Origin of the sequence: Allobosea sp. CCNWLY174, assembly GCF_037120455.1 — a bacterium.
Lineage (GTDB): Bacteria > Pseudomonadota > Alphaproteobacteria > Rhizobiales > Beijerinckiaceae > Allobosea > Allobosea lupini.
In genome coordinates, this window is record NZ_JBBBBQ010000008.1 from 48,177 (window position 1) to 68,506 (window position 20,330).

The window sequence follows — 20,330 nt, forward strand, 5'->3', positions numbered from 1 at the left end:
GAACGTCGGGCGCGAACCGTAGGTTCCAGTCCTACTCCGCCTTGATGCCGACTTCACGGATCAGGCCGACCCATTTCGTCTGCTCGGCGCGGACGAAGGCCGCGAGCTCGGCCGGCGTGTTGCCGACCGGTTGGGCAGCGAGCTGGTCCATCTTGCCGCGCACCACGGGGTCGGCGATCGCGGCCTTGGTCTCGGCCTGCATCCGGTCGATGATCGTCTGCGGCGTCTTCGCCGGCGCGAACAGGGCGAACCAGGACGAGACGTCGAAGCCCGGTACGAGATCGTTGATCGGCGCGAATTCGGAAGCGGTCGGCGCGCGCTGCGCGGTGGTGACGCCGAAGCCGCGCACCGTGCCGGCGCGGACCTGGGGCAGGGCGGCGGTGATGTTGTCGAACATCAGGTCGACGCGCCCGCCGATCAGGTCCTGCATCGCCTGCGCCGAGCCGCGATAGGGCACATGCACCATCTTGATGCCGGTCAGCCTCTGGAAGAGTTCGCCGGCAAGGTGGATCGAGGTGCCGACACCGGAGGAGGCATAGGTCAGCTTGCCCGGATTGGCCTTGCCATAGGCGATCAGTTCGGCGGTGTCCTTGACCTTCAGCGTCGGGCTAACGACGAGCAGGTTGGGCACCAGCGCGATCATGGTGATCGGGGCGAAATCGGTCAGCGGGTCGTAGTTGACCTTGGTGTAGAGCGCGGGATTGGCGACGAGGCCGACCGAGACGATCAGCAGCGTGTCGCCGTTCGGCTCGGAGCGCGCCACCGCCTCGACGCCGATATTGCCGCCGGCGCCGGCGCGGTTCTCGACCACGAAGGTCGCCCCGAGTGTCTGGCCGACCTTGTCGGCGACCAGCCGTCCGAGGATATCGGTGGCGCCGCCGGGCGTGAACGGCACGACCAGCTTGGGCGTACGTCCCTGCGGCCAGGCGCCCTGCGCGCGGCCGGCGGCCGGCAAGGCGAGCGCGGCGCCGAGGCCGCCCAGCAAGGCGCGGCGGTCGAGAGAAAAGCGGCTCATCGTCGGATGTCTCCTCCAGGAATGGTCACCGGTGGGCTTGCCGCCCGTTCTTCGGCAGTGAAGACGCTGCCGGCTCGCAAGCGCCCTGTCCAGCCCATTGAGCGGGCAGTAGCTTGACCTTGGCGTGAGCGGCCTGCGATTCTGCCACCATGCAAACGCCTCGTCGCTTCGCCCCCCTGATTCTCCTGCCCTTGCTCATGACAGTGGGAGCTGCGCGTGCCCAGTCCACCGGCGAGGCGGAGGCGAAGACCCGCGCTGCCAATATCGCGGCGTACCCGGATGCAGCCCGTGCCTTGTTCGGCCAGAAGACCACTCCGGCCGCCCTGAGGGCGCGTGCGATCGGCTCCTATGCCCGCGGCTGCCTGGCGGGGGCAACCGCGCTGCCGGTCGACGGCGAGAACTGGCAGGTCATGCGCCTCGCCCGCAACCGCAACTGGGGCCATCCCGAGCTGATCTCCTTCCTGGAGCGTTTCGCCAGCGAGGTGCCGAAGATCACCGGCTGGCCCGGCCTCCTGGTCGGCGACATCTCGCAGCCGCGCGGCGGGCCGATGCTGACCGGCCACGCCTCGCACCAGATCGGGCTCGATGCCGACATCTGGCTGACGCCGATGCCGAGGAAACGGCTCGACAGCGACGACCGCGAGAACATGTCCGCGGTCAACATGGCCCGCTCCGACTGGCGCGACATCAATCCGAAGAACTGGACGCCGGCGCACACCCGGCTGATCAAGGCGGCGGCGAGCGAGCCCAAGGTCGAGCGCATCTTCGTCAATCCCGCGCTCAAGGTCGCGCTCTGCCGCGAGGCCGGCTCGGACAAGACCTGGCTGAACAAGGTCCGGCCGATCTGGGGGCACAACTACCATTTTCATATCCGCCTGAGCTGCCCGCCCGGCATGGAGGGCTGCCAGGGGCAGGAGCCGCCCAATTTCGGCGACGGCTGCGGCGAAGAGCTCGAGGGCTGGGTCGAGAAACAGCATCAGGCGATCTTCAACCCGCCCAAACCGAAACCGGGGCCGAAGCCAAAGCCCAAGCCGCCGATGTCGCTCGACGCACTCCCGGCCGAGTGCCGGCAGGTGCTGCTGGCGCGGTGAAGGGGCTCGTCATGCTCGGGCTTGGCCCGAGCATCCCAGGCCGGAGAGGGCTGCTGATGGCGCTTCCTCGTCACGAGATTCTCGGGTCTGCGCTTCGCTTCGCTTCGCCCGAGAATGACGCGTGCTACCGCCGCAACGATCCTGTCTGCTGCCCCTGCGGCCGATAGGCGAAGGGGTCGTTGCGCGGGTTGATCGGCGGCTCTTCGCCCGGCTGGGCGCTGTCGACGATGCCGTTGCCTTCCTCGTCGCCCACGATCAGCTCCTCGGTCGGCGGCGTCGAGCCCGGCAGCTGCAGTGGCCCGCGCATCTCGCTCGGCGCCGGCTGTGGCTGGTAGCGCTGGCTCATCTGCGGCGCCTCCTCGATATAGCGCCGCTGGCCGTCGAGCCCGCCATGCTGCTGATGTGCGACCGGATAGCCGCCGCTGACCGCGCCGGGCGGACGCAAGCCGCCGCTCGGCTGGCGCAGCAGGCCGCCTGAACCGCTCGCCACCATCGGCGGCGGCAGGCTCTGACGCGTATCCTGCTGCTGCTGTTGCAGCGCCATCCGGTCCGGCCGCGCCGGGTCCGGCGGCGGCAGGTTGTAGTTGGGCTCGTATTTGATCACCGGCTTGCAGATGTGCCGGCCCTTGGAATGGCGCGCCAGGTCGATGTGGAAATGGTCGTAGTGGAAGGCGTCTGCGCCGGGGCCGAGCACGGTCGAGAAATGCTCGCAGGCGCCGACGAAGATCTCGCGCAGGAAGGCCTGCTCCTCTGGCGCGCCGCGCCAGCCATCCTTGACGGTGACGACGCGGTTGTCGTTCAGGCGGAAGGAAAACACGTCGACGGCATTGCCGAAGGCATGCTCGGAGGTGCGGCTCGTGCCGGTGCCGTTGTTCATCGCACGGCAGGAATAGGAGCCGGCGCGGATCTCGATCACCTGCGCGCCGAGCACGTTCATCGCTGCCGGCTGCACCACCTCGGTGAACCATTTGTCCGTCGTTGCAACCACCGGGCAGGCCAGGGTCGCATTGCTGGTCAGTGCCACGCTGCCATTGGCGAAGGCCGCGACCTTGAGCGGCTTCTCCATGCCGCAGGTGCCGGGCCCGTCGATCGCCTTGCCGCGCAGGCTGACATAGGCCGAGAGCTGCACCTGGCCCGAGGCGAGGCACTGGGCTTCGGCCTGGTCACGCCAGGGCGCGCGCTGCGGCTTCTGGAACTTGCCGCAGCCGGCAAGGCCGGCGCCGATGACGCCGAGCGCGAGGAGAGTGAGGTGAACGCGACGCATGACAGATCAAATGCGAGGCGTTGGGTGAACGGTTTGTTGACCGGCTGCGTCCTGGAAGTCACGGGCGGATTAACTTTGCCGATGGCGTTAAGCGGCAGTTAAAGCGCCATGACGGGCGTTAACGGATGGCCGCCGCGGTCTGGCCGAAGGCGACTTTGTTCATCAGGCGGCCCGGCATCAGGGTGAAGGCGCCAGCCACCACGAGCCCGGCGAAGAGCCAGAGCATCGTAGCGCGATGGCCGGCGATGTCGCCGCGCCGGCGCAGGATGATGGCGCGGGGCAGGCTCGCGATCGTCAGGATGCTGAGCAGATGGATCGCGCTGAAGTGCCCGTTGCTGGTGATGAAGGCCGAGCTGAGCGCCGTCACCGCCATCGCCACCACGAAGACCCAGCCGACGAGGCGATGGCGCGCCGTGCCCTTGCGCATGACGAGGACGGTGAGTCCTGACGTCAACGAGATCAGCGCCGCCAGGGCATGCAGCTGCATGACGGCCGGTGCGGCAAGCAAGGGAGCGAGCGTCATCGCGACATCCTCGCGGGGGACAACGGTTCCGAGCATCGCAGCGAGATGTGAATCCTGCGTAAGCCAGTTGGCGTTTCCGCAAGGTCCGCGCGGTTGCGCCGATGAGAGTCGCACGCCAACTTACGCCGCAACGTCATGGCCTCGCGCCATCGGCGTCCCGCCGACAGGGCGCGCCAGGCAAGGCCGGCGCCTCGCCCGCCATCCGAGGAAGTTTCTCGATGTCCGATCTCTCCGCTTTCGCGATCACGCAACGCTGGCCGGCCCAGCATCCCGACCGGCTGCAGCTCTACTCGTTGCCGACGCCCAACGGCGTGAAGGTCTCGATCATGCTGGAGGAGACCGGCATCCCCTATGAGCCGCACTTAATCGACATCGGCAAGAACGAGACCTGGATCCCGGAATATCTCGCGCTCAACCCGAACGGCAAGATTCCGGCGATCATCGATCCAAACGGCCCCGGCGGAAAGCCTTTCGGCCTGTTCGAGTCCGGCGCGATCCTGGTCTATCTCGCCGACAAGGCCGGCAAGTTCCTGGCCACCGATCCGGCCCGCCGCTACGAGACCCTGCAATGGGTCTTCTTCCAGATGGCGGCGATCGGCCCGATGTTCGGCCAGCTCGGCTTCTTCCATAAGTTCGCCGGCCGTGAATACGAGGACAAGCGCCCGCGCGACCGCTACGCCGCTGAGAGCAAGCGTCTGCTCGGCGTCTTGGAAACGCGGTTGGCCGGGGGCGACTGGCTGATGGGCGACGAGTACACGATCGCCGACATCGCAACGCTCGGCTGGGTCCGCAATCTCGTTGGTTTCTATGGCGCCGGCGAGTTGGTCGAATACGACAAGCTCAAGCTGGTGCCGAAATGGCTGGAACGCGGCCTCGCGCGTCCGGCCGTGCAGCGCGGGCTGGAGATCCCGAAGCGTCCGGGCTGAAGTGTCGCGCCGTCATGGTCGGGCTTGTCCCGAGCATCTCAGGCCGGAAGGGGCTCCGATAGAATCTTCTCGTCACGAGATTCTCGGGTCTGCGCTGCGCTTCACCCGAGAATGACGCCCTTCAATACTTGATCACCCCGAACCGCCGGAACGCGTCGTGGATGCGGTCGGCATAGGTGTTGAAGCTCGGATAGTCGCCGAGATGGGCCGGTCGCGGCCGCGGCAACTCGATCCTGATCTCGTCGACGACCCGGCCAGGCGTCGGCGACATCACCAGCACCCGGTCGGAGAGGCCGATCGCCTCTTCGATCGAATGAGTGATGAAGACGACCGTCTTGGCCGTCTCCAGCCAGAGCATTTCGAGATCGTGCCGGATCTGCGTGCGCGTGATCGCGTCGAGCGCGCCGAAGGGCTCGTCCATCATGAGCACGGAGGGGTTGTGGATCAGCGCGCGGGCGATCGAAACGCGCTGGCGCATGCCGCCGGAGAGCTGCTTGGGATAGCGGTCGGCGGCATGGCTGATGCCGAGCTTGCCGAAGAGCTCAAGCGCCCGTTCCTTGGCCGGCGCCAGCGGCAGGCCGCGAATCTCCGCCTGCAGCATGACGTTTTCGAGTGCCGTCCGGAATTCCAGCAGCAGATGGTCCTGGAAGACGATGCCGATATCGGTGAGCGGCTCCGTCAGCGGTTTGCCGTTGACCAGAAGCTCGCCGCCACTGGTCGGGATCAGCCCGGCCGCCATCAGCATGAAGGTGCTCTTGCCGCAGCCGGAGGGGCCGATCAGGCTGACGAACTCGCCGCTCCTGATGTCGAGTGTCAGACCGTCGACGGCGGTGAAGCCGCCGAAGGTCTTGACGATGCCGCGCCCCTGGATCGAGGCGGCGGAGGTGGCGGCCGTGGCGCTCACGAGCAGGCCGGCGCCGAGGCCGGCAGCAGCTCGGTCGTGTAGTAGTCGCTGATCGGCTTGTCCTTGGGCAGGCCGAGATACTGCGTCAGCAGGTCGAAGCTCACGCTCCAGTTCTTCTCCGGCACCTTGCCGAGCGAGGTCGCGCCGGGGGCGCAGAGCAGCTTGTTGACCACGTCGAACTGCGCCAGCACCTGCGCCTTCTTGACCGAGGGGAACTGTGCGACCACCGCGTCGGCGGCGGCATCCGGATTCTTCCGGGCCGCGTCCCAGCCCTGCAGGCTCGCCTCGATGAATTTCTTGTAGAGCTCGGCATCGGCCTTGATCTTGTCGTCGCGGGCGATGATCGACAAGCCCACGGTCGGCACGCCGACATCGCGATAGAAGATGTCGCGGACCTTGAAGCCGCGCTCGCGGATCTGGACCGAGTGGAAGTCTGCGCCGCCAAGGATGGCGTCGACCTTCTTTTCCAGCAGCGCGCCGACGAAGGCACCGGGGTCGATGTTGATGACGTCGACCTTGCCCTTGTCGATGCCGTTGCTGGCAAGGATGGCGTCGAGCAGCGTCGTCTGCGCCGTGCCGGGCTGGACCGCGAGCTTCTTGCCGACGAGGTCCTTGGGCGAGGCGATGCCGCTGTCCTCCAGCGCGATGATGGCGAAGCCGTTGGTCTGGAGCACGGGCGCGACGATCTTCACCGGCGCGCCCTTGGTCCGCAATTGCATGGCGGCCGGTGCATCTGCGAAGCCGACATCGGTCTGGCCCGTCGCGACCATCTGCGCGGTGGTGCCCGAGCCCTTGCCTTCCTCGATCGTCAGGTTGATCCCGGCCTTCTCATAGAGGCCCATTTGCTTGGCCATCATGAAGCCGGCATTGGGCGCGGCGGCGAGGAAGTTCAGCGTGATCTTCATCGGCTTGCCGCCGGCTTGGGCGAGCGCGCCTGATGTGCCGAGCGCCAGCATGGCGGCGGCAGTGAGCAATGTCCGTCTCAGCATGGTCGTTCTCCCTGTGGTTCCGGTTGGCCCGGATTGATGGTCGATGTCGTAGGCTCAGCTCTTGCGCTGCCAGGGCATCAGCAGCACTTCGAGCCAGTCGACGAGGTAGCTGAACAGGATGCCGACGGCCGACAGCGCAACCAGGCAGGCGAAAATCAGCGGCATGTCGAGGAAGCTCGTGCCGCGCAGCAGGAGATAGCCGAGGCCGGCATTGGCGCCGACGAACTCGCCGACGATTGCGCCCGTCGCCGCGAACACGGCCGAGACCTTGAGACCGGAAAAGATATAGGCCAGCGCCGCCGGCACCCGGACATAGCGGAAGGTCTGCCAGGCGGAGGCGCCCATCGAACGGGTCAGATAGAGCACGCGTTCGTCCAGCGCCCGGAAGCCCGTCATGCTCGCGACCAGCGTCGGGAAGAAGCAGAGCAGGAAGGTCAGCAGCACCTTCGGGAACAGGCCGAAGCCGAACCAGACCACGAAGAGCGGTGCGATCGCGATTTTCGGCACGAGCTGGAAGAAGACGATCACCGGATAGACCGCCTTCTCCAGCAGCTTTACCGAGACGATGACATAGCCGAGCGGGATCGAGATCACCGCCGCCATGAGGAAGCCGAGCACGATCTCGTTGGCCGTCACCAGCGTGTGGCGGAAGATGTCGGCGCGGTCGATCCAGAGCCGCTCGAAAAAGGCGCTCGGCACCGGCAGGATGTATTCGGGGATGCCGGCCATCGGCACCAGGAGCTGCCAGGCGACCAGCAGCACGGCGAAGCTCGCCAGCGGCCAGGCGATCGCCGAGGCCCAGGCGGCGACCTTGCTGGGGGCCAGTTGCTTGGCCGGGCTGGTTGCGCTGTCGCTGCTCATGCTGATGTCTCTGTCGGCGCCAACCGTATGGCTGTCTCTGTCGAAACCGCGGGGAGGGCGCCGATCTGTCGCCGCCGGAGTGGCCAGATCGCTGCCATCTCCCGCGCGGCTGTGGCGAGCGCCGCTGCGATCTCGCTTCGGCGCGCCTCCTGCATGCGTGGCAAGGGGCCGGCGACGCTAAGCGTGCCGGCGACCGGAGCGCCGGCATCGGGCCCGGCGCGGAAGGTCGTCGCCATCGCGACGGTGCCGATCTCACCCTCTTCGACCGCCAGTGCGTAGCCGCGGCTGCGGGTCTCGCCGAGATGCTGCCTCAAGGCATCGACATCGCCGAGCGCGTTCGGGCCGGTGCGCCCCTCGCCGCCGAAGCCGCGCGCGCAGACGATGCGCAATGCCTCCGCTTCCGGCAGGGAAGCGAGCCAGGCCTTGCCGGTCGCGGTGGCGTGCAGGACGATGCCCATGCCCATCGGCGGCTCGTAGCGCAGGCCGGCGGTCGCGCCCTGCGCGCGGGCGATCCAGGTCAGGCTCTCGCCCTCGACCACGGCGAGGCGGCAATATTCGCGGGTGGAGCGGGCAAGCCCGTCGAGCACGATCTGGCCGGCATCGGGCAGGCCGCGCAGGTCGAGATTGCGGAAGGCGAGCTGCGACAGTTTCAGGGTCAACCCATAGGCGCCCGATTGGGGGTCCTGCGTGACGAATCCGCGCTCGGCGAGGGTGGCGAGCAATCGGTGCGTGGCGCTGACCGGCAGGTCGAGCCGCTCGGCAAGCACGGTCAGGTCGGCGCCGTCGGCTTCGTCGGCCAGCGCCTCCAGCAGCTTGAATGCACGCTCGACCGCCGCGATCGTCACCCGTTCCCGCCCCGTTCTGTATAAATTGGAAATCATTTCCAATTTGGATTTCATTTTCGTATAGAGACGAGGCGAGGCCGAGTCAACGCGCCCGCAGGACGAGCCCGGTGGAGGGGACGATGAGCCTGGCAGGTGAGGGAGCAGTCGCGATTTGGCACGACATCGCGCCGGAGGGCAGGGCGGAGTTCTATGCCTGGCATGGCGAGGAGCATATGCCGGAGCGGGTCGGCATCCCCGGCTTCCTGCGCGGGCGCCGCTATGTCGCGATCGACGCCGACCTCGAGTTCTTTAATCTGTACGAGACGCAGACCGTCGAGGTGCTGAAGGGGCAGGACTATACGGCCAGGGTCAACGCGCCGACGCCGTGGACCTTTTCGGCGGTGAAGCATTTCCGCTCGGTGGCGCGCGCGATCTGCCGGGTGTCCCACACCAGCGGTCCGGCCCAGGGCGGGCTGATCGCGACCTTGCGCTATGACGTGCCTGACAACATCGCCTCGGCTCACAAGGCGGCCCTGCTGCGCGGGCTGGTGCCGGATCTGCTTGCGACGCGTGGGGTGGCCGGTGTCCATCTGCTGACCGCGGACGCCCAGGCGAGCGGCGTTGCCACCGCGGAGCAGAAGGCTCGCGGCGTCGCCAATGCCGTGCCGCGCTCGGTGCTGCTGCTCGAGGGTTGGGGCGACGAGGCCGAATTCATCGCGCTGGCGCGCGAGTCGCTGTCGGCTGAGGAGTTGCAGGCGCTCGGCGGCGAGGGGCCGTTCTCGCTCGGCCTCTACCGCCATCAGATCACCCGGGCAAAGACCGCCTGGAGCGCCGGCTGATGAGCGCGCGCTACGATCTTTCCGGGCGTCATGCGGTCGTCACCGGCGGTGCAGGCGGGCTCGGCCGCGGCATCGCTCACGCGCTGATCGAGGCCGGCGCCAGCGTCACCCTCTGGGACCAGGATGCGGACAGCCTGTCACAGGCCGTCTCCGAACTGGGGCGCCGGGCGAGCCAGCGTCAGCTCGATATCCGCGACGTCAACGCGGTCGAGGCAGCGGCCGATGCTGCTGTCTCCACCCGTGGCCGCATCGACATCCTGGTCAACAACGCGGGCGTGCTCGGCGAGGTCAGGCCGATCTGGGAGACGACGCCAGACAACTTCCAGCGCGTGCTGCAGGTCAATCTGTTCGGTGCCTATCTGGTGACGCGGGCCATCGTCGGCCGGATGCTGAGACAGGAGCCCCGGCGCTCGCCGGATGGCCATCCGCTGCGCGGTCATGTCGTCAACATCGCCTCGATCCAGGGCAAGGAGGGCATGGCGATGGCCGCCGCCTATTCCGCCTCGAAGGCGGGTTTGATCGCGCTCACCAAGAGCGTCGCCAAGGAGACGGCCAAGGAGGGCATCATCGTCACGGCGGTGACGCCTGCGGCCGCAGAGACCGCCATGGCGAAGGAGATTTCGGCCGAGCGGCGCGCCGACATCATGTCGCGCATCCCGATGGGGCGCTTCGTCGAGGTGGCGGAGGTGGCGCGGCTGGTGCTCTGGCTCTCCAGCGACGACTGCTCCTTCTCGACCGGCGGCATCTTCGATCTCTCTGGCGGCCGCGCGACCTACTGAGCCGCGCCTTTCGGCGGCGCACCGGCTGCATACCCCGTCTGCGGGGGGGCGTTCCCGGCTTCCATTCGGCGCTTGGCCTGTGCCAGCATGGCCGCATCGGCGGCCCCGCCGCGGAATTCCAGGAACAGATCCATGCTTTCGGTTCGCGATATCGCTCGCCGCGTCGCCAATGGCGCCATTTCCGCCCAGGCTGCCCTTGCCGACAGCGAGCGGCGAATCGACGAGCGCGACGGCGACCTGCGCGCCTTTGCGGCCCGCCCCGAAAGCCTGAAGGTCGGCGAGGGGCCGCTGGCCGGCATCGCCGTCGGGGTCAAGGACATCATCGACACCGCCGATCTGCCGACCGGCATGGGCGCTGCGATCTATGACGGCAACCAGCCCAGGGCCGATGCGCCGATCGTGATGGCGCTCAAGGCAGCCGGGGCGACCGTGGCCGGCAAGACGCAGACCACGGCCTTCGCCTTCCTCGATCCCGCCCCGACCCGCAATCCGCATGATCCCTCGGCCAGCCCCGGCGGCTCCTCGGCCGGTTCGGCCGCGGCAGTCGCCGCCAGCCTGATCCCGCTTGCGATCGGTACCCAGACCGGCGGCTCGGTGATCCGCCCGGCCGCCTATTGTGGGGTCGCGGCGATCAAGCCGTCCTACGGGCTGCTGCCGACGGTCGGCGTGAAGCCCTTCTCCTGGTCGCTCGACACGCTCGGCCTGATGGCCGCCAGCGCCGACGATCTCGGTTTCGCGCTGGCTGTGCTGACCGGCAGGCCCGATCTCGACGCGCCCGAAACCACGCTCGATGGGCTGAGGCTCGGCCTCTGCCGGCAGGAATTCATCGACAGGCCTGAACCGGCTTGCGAGGGGGCGCTGCAGCGGATCGCCGATTTCGCCCGCAAGGGCGGTGCGACTGTGCTGGACATCGCGACGCCGGCCGAGCTCGCCGAGACCTTCCATGCCCATGGCCCGCTGCAGAATTGGGAGGCGACACAGGCGCTCGCCTGGGAATACGCCAATCATCGCGAAGACCTGCCGCCGAAGCTGCGCGCCTATCTCGACGAAGCCCGCGCCACAACGCCCGGCGAATATGACGTCGCCCGCGGCACTGCCCGGCGCGGCCGGCATGCGGCTGAGCGCTGGTTCGGTGAGGTCGATCTTGTCCTAACCTATGCCGCGCCGGGCGAGGCGCCGGAGACGCGCGCTTCGACCGGCGATTCCAAGTTCAACCGGCTCTGGACGCTGCTCGGCACGCCCTGCCTGACCGTGCCGCTGATGCGAGGCCCGCGTGGCCTGCCGGTCTCCTTCCAGCTCGTCGGCCGTTTCGGCGACGATGCTCGCGTCATCGCCGTGGCGCGGGCGCTCGAGCGCCTGATCCTGATGCCGGCATGACGATGTCTAGGCGAGATCTGGGCCCTGGTCCCGCATGGGACAATATTGCACTGCAACAACTTCGGCTTGATTGTGGCGGAAAGGATTTATGCTGCACTCCACAATACTAAAAGCTTCTGCCTGGAAGGTCTTGTCCGGGACTATCCACAAAGCAGTTCAATGATTTAACCACTGATTAAGAACGCTGCTCTGGTGCGGCGCTCGCTGCGGCGACGCAGCCACTTGCGGCGGCCGCCGTTTCTGCTAGCTTCCATGTCAGGTCAATGACAAGGAGGGTTCACATGAACCTCGCGCTAAGTCTCGACCGGTTGGCCATGGGAGCAGCTTTCGCGCTGGTTCTGGCGATCGTGATCGGAGCGTTCTGACGAGGAAGTCAGTCTCGAGTCGAAAAGACCGATAAGCCAATTGGAGAGCGTCGCGGGAGAGGCCCCGCGGCGCTTTTCCTTTGGGGCTCGTCAGATCGGCGGCGGGCGATGAAGCCGCTCAGCTTTCCGGGCAGGAATTTTCCGTCACTTGCCAGGACATCAGATTCGTGACGCGTCCGCAGGTGGCGAGGCGGCGCCCCATGGTGGTGCGGATGCAGGACATGCTGCCTTCCGCGATCTTCTTGCCGTCGTTCCAGCAATAGCAGTAAGGCTCGGGCGCCTGTGCCAGGCGCGGCCTGTCGAGCGCGACGGCTTTCTCCTGCGCCAGGACAGGGGAAGCCGACAGTAACAGGATCGTCGCAGAAAACGCCGACAACAGCAGCGTTGCTGCACCAGAGCGCGGTAGCCTCCGAGGGGATCGGACCATGGCTCGCTCCTGTCGTTCGCTGGATCAGCGTGACGGTGCGGTAACGGTAGCATAGTGAAGCCGGCAACCCAATATGATCGGGGCTTGTCCGTCGAAGGTTCAGCTCAGGCCCACCTTGCGAAAGTCGTACGACCCGACCATATTTCGGGTCCAGTGAGCCGATCCCGGCTCCGGGAGGAACCATGTCACTGATTTCGCTCGCCCGTCGTGGACGTGCAGTCGCCCTCATCGCTGGCGCTCTTCTGCTGGTGCCGATCATCGCCGAGGCCGCTCCGGGCGGCCGCAGCATGGGCAGTCGCGGCTCGCGCAGCCAATCGCAGGTCGCGCCGACGCCGACCGCGCCTGGCTCGTCGTTCCCGCGCAGCCCGACGCAGGCCCCCGGCCCGTCGGCTGCCGCTCCGGCCGCTGGCGCTGCGGCGGGTGCCGCCGCGCAGGCGGCCCGCCCGTCCATGGCGCGCAGCCTGATGATGGGCGTTGCCGGCGGCTTGCTGGGTGCCGGCCTGTTCGGCCTGCTCTCGGGCGCCGGTTTCGGCGGCATCGCCGGCTTCCTTGGCCTGCTCTTCCAGGTTGCGCTGATCGGCGGACTGATCTGGCTGGCGCTGCGCCTGTTCCGTCGCCGCAGCGAGCCGCAGCTCGCCAGCGCCGGTGGGCCGCTGAGTCGCGAGGCCTATCAGCCGCAGCCGGCCGCGCCAGCCATGGGCGGTCTCGGCGGTGGCGCTGCGGCGGCGCCTGCCGCCAAGCCGGTCGAGTTCGAGCTGCAGGGCGCCGACTACGGCACCTTCGAGCGCCTGCTCGCCGAGGTCCAGGCTGCGATCTCCGATGAGAGCATCGCGCGCCTGCGCCAGATCACGACGCCCGAGATCTCCGGCGCTCTCGAGGAAGAATTCGCCGAGAACGCCCGCAAGGGCCTCATCGAGAAGGCCGCCGAGGTCAAGCTGCTGCAGGGCGACCTCGCTGAATCCTGGCGCGAGGACGGCTATGAGTACGCCACCGTCGCGATGCGCTTCAGCCTGCTCACCGCCATGGTCGAGCGCAATGGCGGCAAGGTGGTCGAGGGCCATGCCACGATCCCGCGCGAGGTCACCGAGCACTGGACCTTCGTGCGCTCGCGCGGCGGCGAGTGGAAGGTCGCGGCGATCCAGCCGGTCGAGTAAGCCGGCGGCGACACCCGAATTCTGGACGGCCGGGCTTTGCCCGGCCGTTTTTCGTTTCGGCGACGGGCGAAGCGCACTATAGGCAAGTCTAGCGCCGGTAGTCGGCGTGCCTTGGCTATCTGGAGCGTTTAACCATGAGCGACATGCGTCTCGTCGTCGTCGGCGCCGCCGGGCGGATGGGCCGTACGCTGGTGAAAGCGATCCACGATACGCCTGGCTGCATGCTCTCCGCCGCGATCGAGCGGCCGGGCTCGCCCGCGCTCGGCCAGGATGCGGCGGTGCTGGCCGGCCTGCCCGCCAGCGGTGTCCTGGTCGGCGACGACGCGCTCGCCGCCTTCGTCGCGGCCGAGGGCGTGCTCGACTTCACCATGCCTGAGGCGACCGTCGCCTTCGCCGGCCTCGCTGCCCAGGCCCGCATCGTCCATGTCGCCGGCACCACCGGCATGGAGCCGCAGCATCTGGCTAAGCTGGAGGCTGCCTCGCGCCATGCCGCGATCATCCGCTCCGGCAATATGAGCCTCGGCGTCAACCTGTTGGCGGCGCTGGTGCGCAAGGTCGCGGCGACGCTCGGCACCGACTGGGACATCGAGATCGTCGAGATGCACCATCGCATGAAGGTCGATGCGCCCTCGGGCACGGCCGTCCTGCTCGGCGAGGCGGCGGCGGAGGGCCGCGCCGTCGAACTCGCCGAATCCCGCGTCGCGGTGCGCGACGGCCAGGTCGGCGCCCGCCAGCCGGGCACGATCGGCTTTGCCGCGCTGCGCGGCGGCACCGTGGTCGGCGACCACAAGGTGATCTTCGCCGGTGCCGGCGAGCGGCTCGAGCTCGCCCATGTCGCCGAGGATCGCAGCCTGTTCGCGCAGGGCGCGGTCAAGGCGGCGCTCTGGGGCCGCGGCCGCAAGCCCGGGCTCTATTCGATGGCCGATGTGCTCGGCCTCGACAAATTCTGATGACCGCGCTCGCCGTCGCGCCTGGCGTGACACATTGGCCGGGTTATCTCGATCCGGCCGAGCAGGCGGCGCTGGTCGCCGAACTGCGCGAGGCGGCGCGGCAGGCGCCATTCTATGTGCCGCGCATGCCGAAGACCGGAAAGCCGTTCTCCGTCAAGATGACGAACTGCGGTTCGCTCGGCTGGGTCTCGGATGAGCGCGGCTATCGCTACCAGCCGTTGCATCCCGAGACCGACGCGCCCTGGCCCCCGATCCCGGCCCGGTTGCTGCGCGCCTGGCAGGAGCTCGCGGGCTATCCGCACGAGCCCGAGGCCTGTCTCGTCAATTTCTACGAGCTGACCGCGAAGATGGGCCTGCATCAGGACCGTGATGAACAGGAGTTCGACGCGCCGGTGCTGTCGCTCTCGCTCGGCGACACCGCCGTCTTCCGCATCGGTGGCACCAGCCGTGGTGGCAGGACGGTCTCGCTGAAGCTGGCCTCGGGCGATGCGCTCGCCTTCGGCGGCGCGGCGCGGCTCGCCTTTCACGGCATCGACCGCATCCTTGCGGGCTCGTCGAGCCTGCTGCCGCAGCCGGGGCGGATCAACCTGACCCTGCGGCGTGTGACGAAGCCCTCAGTCTGAAGGCTTGGGCGCATCGTCGCCCGGCAGTTTCGGGAAGGACCAGCCGAACAGCAGCGAGCCGGCCCGCAGGCCGAAGCCGGCAGCGAGCCCGCCCAGCATGACGAGCAGCGGAGCAAAGCCCATTTGCGCCAGGCCAACCGTCGCGCCGGCGCCGGCGGCGGCAGCAGTGACGTAGAAGTCGCGACTCCACAGCACCATCGGCCGGTCACCGGCGAGGATGTCGCGGATGATGCCGCCGAAGGTCGCGGTCATCGCGCCGAAAGCGATTGCGGAGGGGATCGGGACGCCGGCGGCCAGGCCCTTCTGCGCGCCGATCACGGCGAAGAGCGCAAGGCCGGCCGCGTCCGCCCAGATCAGCAGGCGCTTGGCGCCCCAGCCATCGAGTGTCCCGGGCTTGAAATACGCGATCGCCCAGGCCGCCAGGGCGACGGCTGAGCAGAGCAGAACGTCGGACGGCGCCTCGATCCAAAAGACGCGCCGGTCGAGCAGGAGGTCGCGCAAGGTGCCGCCACCGACGCCGGTGACGGTGGCGAGCAGGATGAATCCGAACGGGTCCATCCGCTTGCGGGCGGCGACCAGCGCCCCGGTCAGGGCGAAGACGACGACACCCGCAGATTCGAGCACCTGTCAGTTCGCCGGCTTGTCGCCGGCATCGGCAGCCGGGTTCTCCGAACCGTTGACGGCAGGCTTCGGCGCGCCGGCGGAGACGCCGACCAGCGCCGGGCGCAGCACCCGCTCGCCGATCTTGTAGCCGGTCTGCACAACCTTCGACACCAAACCCTTGGCGATGCCGGCGTCGGGCGCCTCGAACATCGCCTGGTGCAGGTTCGGGTCGAACTTCTCGCCTTGCGGATCGATCTTGCGCACGCCGTGACGCTCGAGCGTCTTCAGGAGTTCGCGCTCGGTCAGCTCGACGCCCTCGACCAAGGCTTTCAGGCCATTGTCGGTCGCGGCCTGGCTCGTCTCCGGCACGCTCTCAAGCGCGCGGCGCAGATTGTCGGCCGAGCCGAGCAGGTCGCGGGCGAAGCTCGTCACCGCATAGGCCTTGGCGTCGGAGATCTCGCGCTCGGTGCGACGGCGCAGATTCTCCATTTCGGCCAGGGTGCGCAGCAGCTTGTCCTTGAGGTCGTCGCGCTCGGCTTCGATCAGGGCTGCCGGGTCGGGCGTCTGGGCCTCGTTCACCTTGGCCTCGGTTGCGTCCTGATTCTCGGTTTCCGGCTTCGGATCGTCCTTCGCAGGGTTCTGCGTCATTCTATCATCCCAATCGTTGAGCGTCATGTATCGTTGCAGCGCCGGCTGTGAGCCGCACTGGCTTCGTCGCCGATATCGGGCTTCGGCCGGGCGAAATCAAGCACGAGCCATGGCCTTGGCCTTGCCGGAGGCCTGCTTGTCGAGCTCCAGAGTGAACACCGCGAGCAACGCCTGGCGGATCACCAGCTGCCGGCCGGTCGAAGTGATCTTCGCCCCGGTCAGGTCGGTGACGTAGAACACGTCGACCGCCTTCTCGCCGAAGGTCGCGATATGGGCCGAGGCGATGTTGAGGTTGAGCTTCCCGATCGCGGTGGTGAGGTCGTAGAGCAGGCCGGGCCGGTCGAGGCCGGAGACCTCCAGCACCGTGTGCCGCGACGACAGGACGTTGTCGATGATGACCTCGGGCGCGACCTGGAAGGTGCCGCCGCGTGGCGGGGGTGCGCGGCGCTGGGCGACGAGGTCGGCGATCTTGATCTCGCCCTTGAGCGCGCGCTCGATTGCCGCCGCGATCCGCTCGGCCCGGCGCAGCTCGTCGTCGTCGCGCTCGAAGGCGCGCGAGACGAAGATGGTGTCGAGCACCAGCCCGTCGGTGGTGGTGAAGATCTGTGCGTCGACGATGTTGCCGCCCGCCGCAGCGCAGGCCCCGGTGACGATGGCAAGCAGGCGCGGATGGTCGGGCGCCAGCACGGTGAGCTCGGTCACGCCGCGGAACTGGTCGGTCTCGACCCGCGTCGCCGTGGTGCGGCCGGCAACCTCCGCCTCGCGCAGGAAGCGGGCATGCTGCTCCTGCCGCTCGGGCTCGACCTTGAGCCAGTAGGCCGGATAATGCCGGGCGAGATAGGCGGCCCGCTCCTCTTCGGTCCAATCGGCGAGGCGCGCCTCCAGCGCCTGCTGCTTGCGCTCGACCCTGGCCTTGCGCTCGATGCCGGAATGGCCGCCGGCGAGCACGACCTCGGTCTCGTAGTAGAGCGTGCGCAAGAGCTGGCCCTTCCAGCCGTTCCAGACGCCGGGGCCGACCGCCTTGATGTCGGCGACGGTCAGCACCAGCAGCAGCTTCAGCCGCTCCAGCGTCTGCACGATTCCCGCAAAGCTCTCGATCGTCTTGGGGTCGCCGAGGTCGCGGCTCTGGGCGATCGTGGACATCACCAGATGGTTCTCGATCAGCCAGACCACCGTCTCGGTCTGGGCATCGGTCAGGCCGAGCCGCGGGCAGAGCTTGCGGGCGATGCGTGCGCCGGCGACCGAATGGTCTTCCGGCCGGCCCTTGGCGATGTCGTGCAGGAACAGCGCGACGTAGAGGGCGCGCCGGTTGGTGATCGTCGCGAAGATCGAGTTGGCCAGGGGGTGCTCGGCTTCGAGCTTGCCGCCGTCGATCTCGGCGAGGATGCCGATCGAGCGGAGCAGGTGCTCGTCGACCGTATAGTGATGATACATGTTGAACTGCATCATCGCGACGACGCGGCCGAAATCCGGGATGAAGCGGCCGAGCAGGCCGGACTCGTTCATCCGCCGCAGCACCGGCTCGGGCGAGCGCCGCGCCGTCAGGATCTCCAGGAAGATGCGGTTCGCCTCGCGGTCCTGCCGCAATTGCGGCGTGACGAGGCGCAGCGACTGCGTCACCAGCCGGCTGGTGTCGGGATGGATGGCGAGGTCGTCACGGCTGGCGATCTCGTAGAGCCGCAGAAGATTGACGGGATCGCGCTTGAAGGCGTCGTCGTCGATCACGGCGAGGCGTTGGCCCCGCAGGGTGAAGTCGGGATGGCCGAGCGCGCGCACGCGCCGGCGCTTGGTGAAGGAGCCGATCAGGCTGGTCAGGCTGGCGCGCGGCTTCTGCTGGCGCGCCTCCAGCGCGGCGCAGACGATCGCGGTGAGGTCGCCGACATCCTTGGCGACAAGAAAATAGGCCTTCATGAAGCGCTCGACCGGGGCCTGGCCGCTGCGGCCGGCATAGCCGATCGCGGCTGCGACCTGGCGCTGCAGGTCGAAGGAGAGCCGCTCCTCTGCTCGCCCGGTGATGAAATGCATCCAGCAGCGCACCCGCCAGAGGAACTCCTCCGAGCGCTGGAACATCGCGAATTCGCGCGCATCGAACAGCCCGGCCTCGACCAGCTCGGCCGGATCGTCGACGCGATAGGAATATTTGGCGATCCAGAACAGCGTGTTGAGGTCGCGCAGGCCGCCCTTGCCGTCCTTGACGTTGGGCTCGACCAGGTAGCGCGACGAGCCGGCGCGCGCGACGCGGGTCTCGCGCTCGGCGAGCTTGGCCTCGGTGAAGGCTGGCGCCGTGCCCTCGGCGATCTCGGCGCCGTAGCGCCGCTGCAGATCGGCGAACAGCGCCGCATCGCCGCAGATCAGGCGAGCCTCCAGCAGCGCGGTGCGGATCGTCATGTCGGCCCGGCCCTCGCGGATGCAGTCGTCGACCGAGCGCACGGAATGGCCGACCTTCAGCTTCAGGTCCCAGAGCGGGTAGAGCATCGCCTCGACAACGCTCTCGCCCCAGGCGGTCTGCTTGTCGGGGAAAAGGAAGAGCAGATCGACATCCGAGCCCGGCGCCAGCGTGCCGCGGCCATAGCCGCCGACCGCGACGACGGCGATGCGCTCTCCGGCGGACGGGTTCTCGACCGGGTAGAAATGCCGTGTCGCCGCGACATGCAGGCTGGCGACGATGCTGTCCATCACGCTGGAGAGCCGCTTGGCACAAGAGAGACCGTTGCGGGATTTGGCTAGAATCTCGCGGGCTGACTGGCGACCTTCCTCGAGATTGTCGCGCAGTGCATCGACCAGCGCACCGCGCAGGCTATCGCGATCGCCCTCGTTGAACTGTCGCGCCAGCTTGCCGACCGCAGCCAGGGGATTGTCGATGAATTCGGCGAGGCGGGGTGCTGGCTTGTCGGGGGAGGGCGGCACTGAACGAGGCTCTTCGAGACTTTCGGCAACGCGGCGGCAGCCGATCCCTAGCACGAACGAGGGCGGGCGCGGAAACATAATTAAACAAGTATATAATGTGAAATTATCGATATCACGCCATTCTACGTTTTGTTTGACATAGAGAACGATCGAACCTATCAATCGGACACGCGCCGATTTGAGCCAGCAGCTTGCGGGCGCGAAACAAGTGCAGCTAAAGCGGGGGCGCTGGAGGCTGATGTCCTCCTCCCCTTCGCGCAAGATCGACCGAAGGGAAACGCCATGTCGACCATCTCAGCTCTGACCCGCCGCGGCGTGCTCGCCGGCCTTGCCGCTGCTTCGCTCGCCTTTGGCAGTGCGCAGGCGCAGGCGCCGAAGGAGATCCGCGTCGATTACGCCACCTACAACCCGGTCAGCCTGCTGCTGAAGGATCGCGGCATCCTCGAGCAGGCACTCGAGGCCGATGGCATCAAGGTGCGCTGGGTGCTCTCGGCCGGCTCGAACAAGGCGCTCGAATTCCTCAATGCCGGCTCGCTCGATTTCGGCTCGACCGCCGGCGCCGCCGCGCTGATCGGCAAGATCAACGGCAATCCGATCAAGTCGATCTATGTCTATTCCCGGCCGGAATGGACCGCGCTCGTCACCGGCGCCAAGAGCGAGATCACCAAGGTCGCCGACCTCAAGGGCAAGCGGGTCGCCGTCACCCGCGGCACCGATCCGCACATCTTCCTTGTCCGCTCGCTCGCCGAGGCGGGCCTGACCGAGAAGGACGTCAAGCTCGTGCTGCTGCAGCATGCCGACGGCCGGCTCGCTTTGGAGCGCGGCGATGTCGAGGCCTGGGCCGGGCTCGACCCGATGATGGCCGCCGCCGAGGTCGAGGCCGGCGCCAAGCTGTTCTACCGCAAGGCTGCCGACAACACCTGGGGCGTGCTCAACGTCCGCGAGGAGTTCGCCGAGAAGAATCCAGAGCTCGTCCGCAAGGTTCTCAAGGCCTATGAGGAGGCGCGCGCGATCGCACTCGTCAATCCGGCCGAGGTCCGGAAGGCGCTGGTCGAGGCGACCAAGCTCTCCGACGCGGTGATCGAGCGCCAGCTCACCCGGACCGAATTGACCCACAGCACGATCGGTCCGGCGCAGGCCGAGACCATTCTCGCCGCGGGCCTCGCTTTGCAGCAGGCTGGCGTCCTGCCGGCGACCGCCGACGTCAAGGCAACAGTCGACGCGCTGATCGACAAGCGCTTTGCCGCGACCAACTGAGCGG

20 protein-coding genes are annotated in these 20,330 nt (G+C 67.8%); 9 read left to right on the forward strand and 11 right to left on the reverse strand.

Annotation, left to right across the window (positions count from 1 at the left end):
- Positions 1–31: 31 nt before the first annotated feature.
- Positions 32–1,015: a tripartite tricarboxylate transporter substrate binding protein gene (locus tag V7S63_RS21030; protein WP_336531645.1), complete on the reverse strand. Its 984-nt coding sequence runs from the start codon at positions 1,013–1,015 to the stop codon at positions 32–34.
- 149 nt (positions 1,016–1,164) lie between these two features.
- Between V7S63_RS21030 and mepA the strand changes: the two genes are divergently transcribed.
- Positions 1,165–2,106, forward strand: a complete 942-nt coding sequence (mepA, locus tag V7S63_RS21035; RefSeq protein WP_336531646.1) for a penicillin-insensitive murein endopeptidase — start codon at positions 1,165–1,167, stop codon at positions 2,104–2,106.
- Positions 2,107–2,230: 124 nt separating this feature from the next.
- Here mepA and V7S63_RS21040 read toward each other — a convergent pair whose 3' ends face one another.
- Positions 2,231–3,370, reverse strand: a complete 1,140-nt coding sequence (locus V7S63_RS21040; RefSeq protein ID WP_336531647.1) for an extensin-like domain-containing protein — start codon at positions 3,368–3,370, stop codon at positions 2,231–2,233.
- 118 nt (positions 3,371–3,488) lie between these two features.
- The gene (locus V7S63_RS21045; RefSeq protein ID WP_336531648.1) at positions 3,489–3,893 is read right to left on the reverse strand and encodes a DUF2306 domain-containing protein; all 405 of its coding nucleotides are present in this window, start codon (positions 3,891–3,893) and stop codon (positions 3,489–3,491) included.
- Between the two features lie 218 nt (positions 3,894–4,111).
- Between V7S63_RS21045 and V7S63_RS21050 the strand changes: the two genes are divergently transcribed.
- The gene (locus V7S63_RS21050) at positions 4,112–4,819 is read left to right on the forward strand and encodes a glutathione S-transferase N-terminal domain-containing protein (protein WP_336531649.1); all 708 of its coding nucleotides are present in this window, start codon (positions 4,112–4,114) and stop codon (positions 4,817–4,819) included.
- A gap of 121 nt (positions 4,820–4,940) precedes the next feature.
- On the opposite strand, the gene V7S63_RS21055 is transcribed toward V7S63_RS21050, so the two are convergent.
- From V7S63_RS21055 to V7S63_RS21070, 4 genes are read right to left on the reverse strand one after another with little or no spacing between them, the layout of a single operon-like run.
- A complete protein-coding gene (locus V7S63_RS21055; RefSeq protein WP_336531650.1) occupies positions 4,941–5,723 on the reverse strand; it encodes an ABC transporter ATP-binding protein in 783 nt (260 codons plus the stop codon).
- The gene (locus tag V7S63_RS21060; RefSeq protein ID WP_091833541.1) at positions 5,720–6,712 is read right to left on the reverse strand and encodes an ABC transporter substrate-binding protein; all 993 of its coding nucleotides are present in this window, start codon (positions 6,710–6,712) and stop codon (positions 5,720–5,722) included. Before V7S63_RS21060 ends, V7S63_RS21055 begins: the two co-directional genes overlap by 4 nt.
- A 54-nt stretch (positions 6,713–6,766) precedes the next feature.
- Complete coding sequence (locus V7S63_RS21065; protein WP_336531651.1) at positions 6,767–7,573, reverse strand: ABC transporter permease; 807 nt, start codon at positions 7,571–7,573, stop codon at positions 6,767–6,769.
- On the reverse strand, positions 7,570–8,418 hold the full coding sequence (locus tag V7S63_RS21070; RefSeq protein WP_336531652.1) for an IclR family transcriptional regulator: 849 nt from the start codon (positions 8,416–8,418) through the stop codon (positions 7,570–7,572). The genes V7S63_RS21065 and V7S63_RS21070 overlap by 4 nt, the downstream gene beginning before the upstream one ends.
- Positions 8,419–8,537: 119 nt before the next feature.
- Here V7S63_RS21070 and V7S63_RS21075 point away from each other — a divergent pair, with 119 nt between their 5' ends.
- From V7S63_RS21075 to V7S63_RS21085, 3 genes are all read left to right on the forward strand, one after another.
- A complete protein-coding gene (locus V7S63_RS21075) occupies positions 8,538–9,236 on the forward strand; it encodes a hypothetical protein (RefSeq protein ID WP_336531653.1) in 699 nt (232 codons plus the stop codon).
- Complete coding sequence (locus V7S63_RS21080; protein ID WP_336531654.1) at positions 9,236–10,015, forward strand: SDR family NAD(P)-dependent oxidoreductase; 780 nt, start codon at positions 9,236–9,238, stop codon at positions 10,013–10,015. The genes V7S63_RS21075 and V7S63_RS21080 overlap by 1 nt, the downstream gene beginning before the upstream one ends.
- A 132-nt stretch (positions 10,016–10,147) precedes the next feature.
- Positions 10,148–11,392 (forward strand): amidase, encoded by a 1,245-nt coding sequence (locus V7S63_RS21085; RefSeq protein WP_336531655.1) that lies wholly within the window; start codon positions 10,148–10,150, stop codon positions 11,390–11,392.
- A gap of 483 nt (positions 11,393–11,875) precedes the next feature.
- Here V7S63_RS21085 and V7S63_RS21090 read toward each other — a convergent pair whose 3' ends face one another.
- A complete protein-coding gene (locus tag V7S63_RS21090) occupies positions 11,876–12,133 on the reverse strand; it encodes a hypothetical protein (RefSeq protein WP_336531656.1) in 258 nt (85 codons plus the stop codon).
- Between the two features lie 233 nt (positions 12,134–12,366).
- On the opposite strand from V7S63_RS21090, the gene V7S63_RS21095 reads away from it, so the two are divergent.
- The 3 genes from V7S63_RS21095 (at position 12,367) to V7S63_RS21105 (ending at position 14,911) form a co-directional block, all read left to right on the forward strand.
- Positions 12,367–13,338 (forward strand): TIM44-like domain-containing protein, encoded by a 972-nt coding sequence (locus tag V7S63_RS21095; protein ID WP_336531657.1) that lies wholly within the window; start codon positions 12,367–12,369, stop codon positions 13,336–13,338.
- 143 nt (positions 13,339–13,481) lie between these two features.
- Positions 13,482–14,288 carry a 4-hydroxy-tetrahydrodipicolinate reductase gene (dapB, locus tag V7S63_RS21100; RefSeq protein ID WP_336531800.1) on the forward strand — a complete coding sequence of 269 codons (807 nt, stop codon included), beginning with the start codon at positions 13,482–13,484 and terminating at the stop codon, positions 14,286–14,288.
- A complete protein-coding gene (locus V7S63_RS21105; RefSeq protein ID WP_336531658.1) occupies positions 14,288–14,911 on the forward strand; it encodes an alpha-ketoglutarate-dependent dioxygenase AlkB family protein in 624 nt (207 codons plus the stop codon). The genes dapB and V7S63_RS21105 overlap by 1 nt, the downstream gene beginning before the upstream one ends.
- On the opposite strand, the gene V7S63_RS21110 is transcribed toward V7S63_RS21105, so the two are convergent.
- The 3 genes from V7S63_RS21110 to V7S63_RS21120 all read right to left on the reverse strand — a co-directional run bounded on the left by V7S63_RS21110 (position 14,903) and on the right by V7S63_RS21120 (position 19,024).
- Positions 14,903–15,535, reverse strand: coding sequence for a trimeric intracellular cation channel family protein (locus V7S63_RS21110; RefSeq protein ID WP_091833568.1), 633 nt, complete (start codon positions 15,533–15,535; stop codon positions 14,903–14,905). The two genes, V7S63_RS21105 and V7S63_RS21110, sit on opposite strands and share 9 nt — an antisense overlap.
- A gap of 3 nt (positions 15,536–15,538) precedes the next feature.
- Entirely contained in the window at positions 15,539–16,162 is a 624-nt protein-coding gene (grpE, locus tag V7S63_RS21115) for a nucleotide exchange factor GrpE (RefSeq protein ID WP_336531659.1), read from the reverse strand.
- Between the two features lie 96 nt (positions 16,163–16,258).
- Positions 16,259–19,024: a [protein-PII] uridylyltransferase gene (locus tag V7S63_RS21120; protein ID WP_425285436.1), complete on the reverse strand. Its 2,766-nt coding sequence runs from the start codon at positions 19,022–19,024 to the stop codon at positions 16,259–16,261.
- A 336-nt stretch (positions 19,025–19,360) separates the two neighbouring features.
- Here V7S63_RS21120 and V7S63_RS21125 point away from each other — a divergent pair, with 336 nt between their 5' ends.
- Positions 19,361–20,326, forward strand: a complete 966-nt coding sequence (locus V7S63_RS21125; protein ID WP_442896496.1) for an aliphatic sulfonate ABC transporter substrate-binding protein — start codon at positions 19,361–19,363, stop codon at positions 20,324–20,326.
- Positions 20,327–20,330 lie beyond the last annotated feature (4 nt).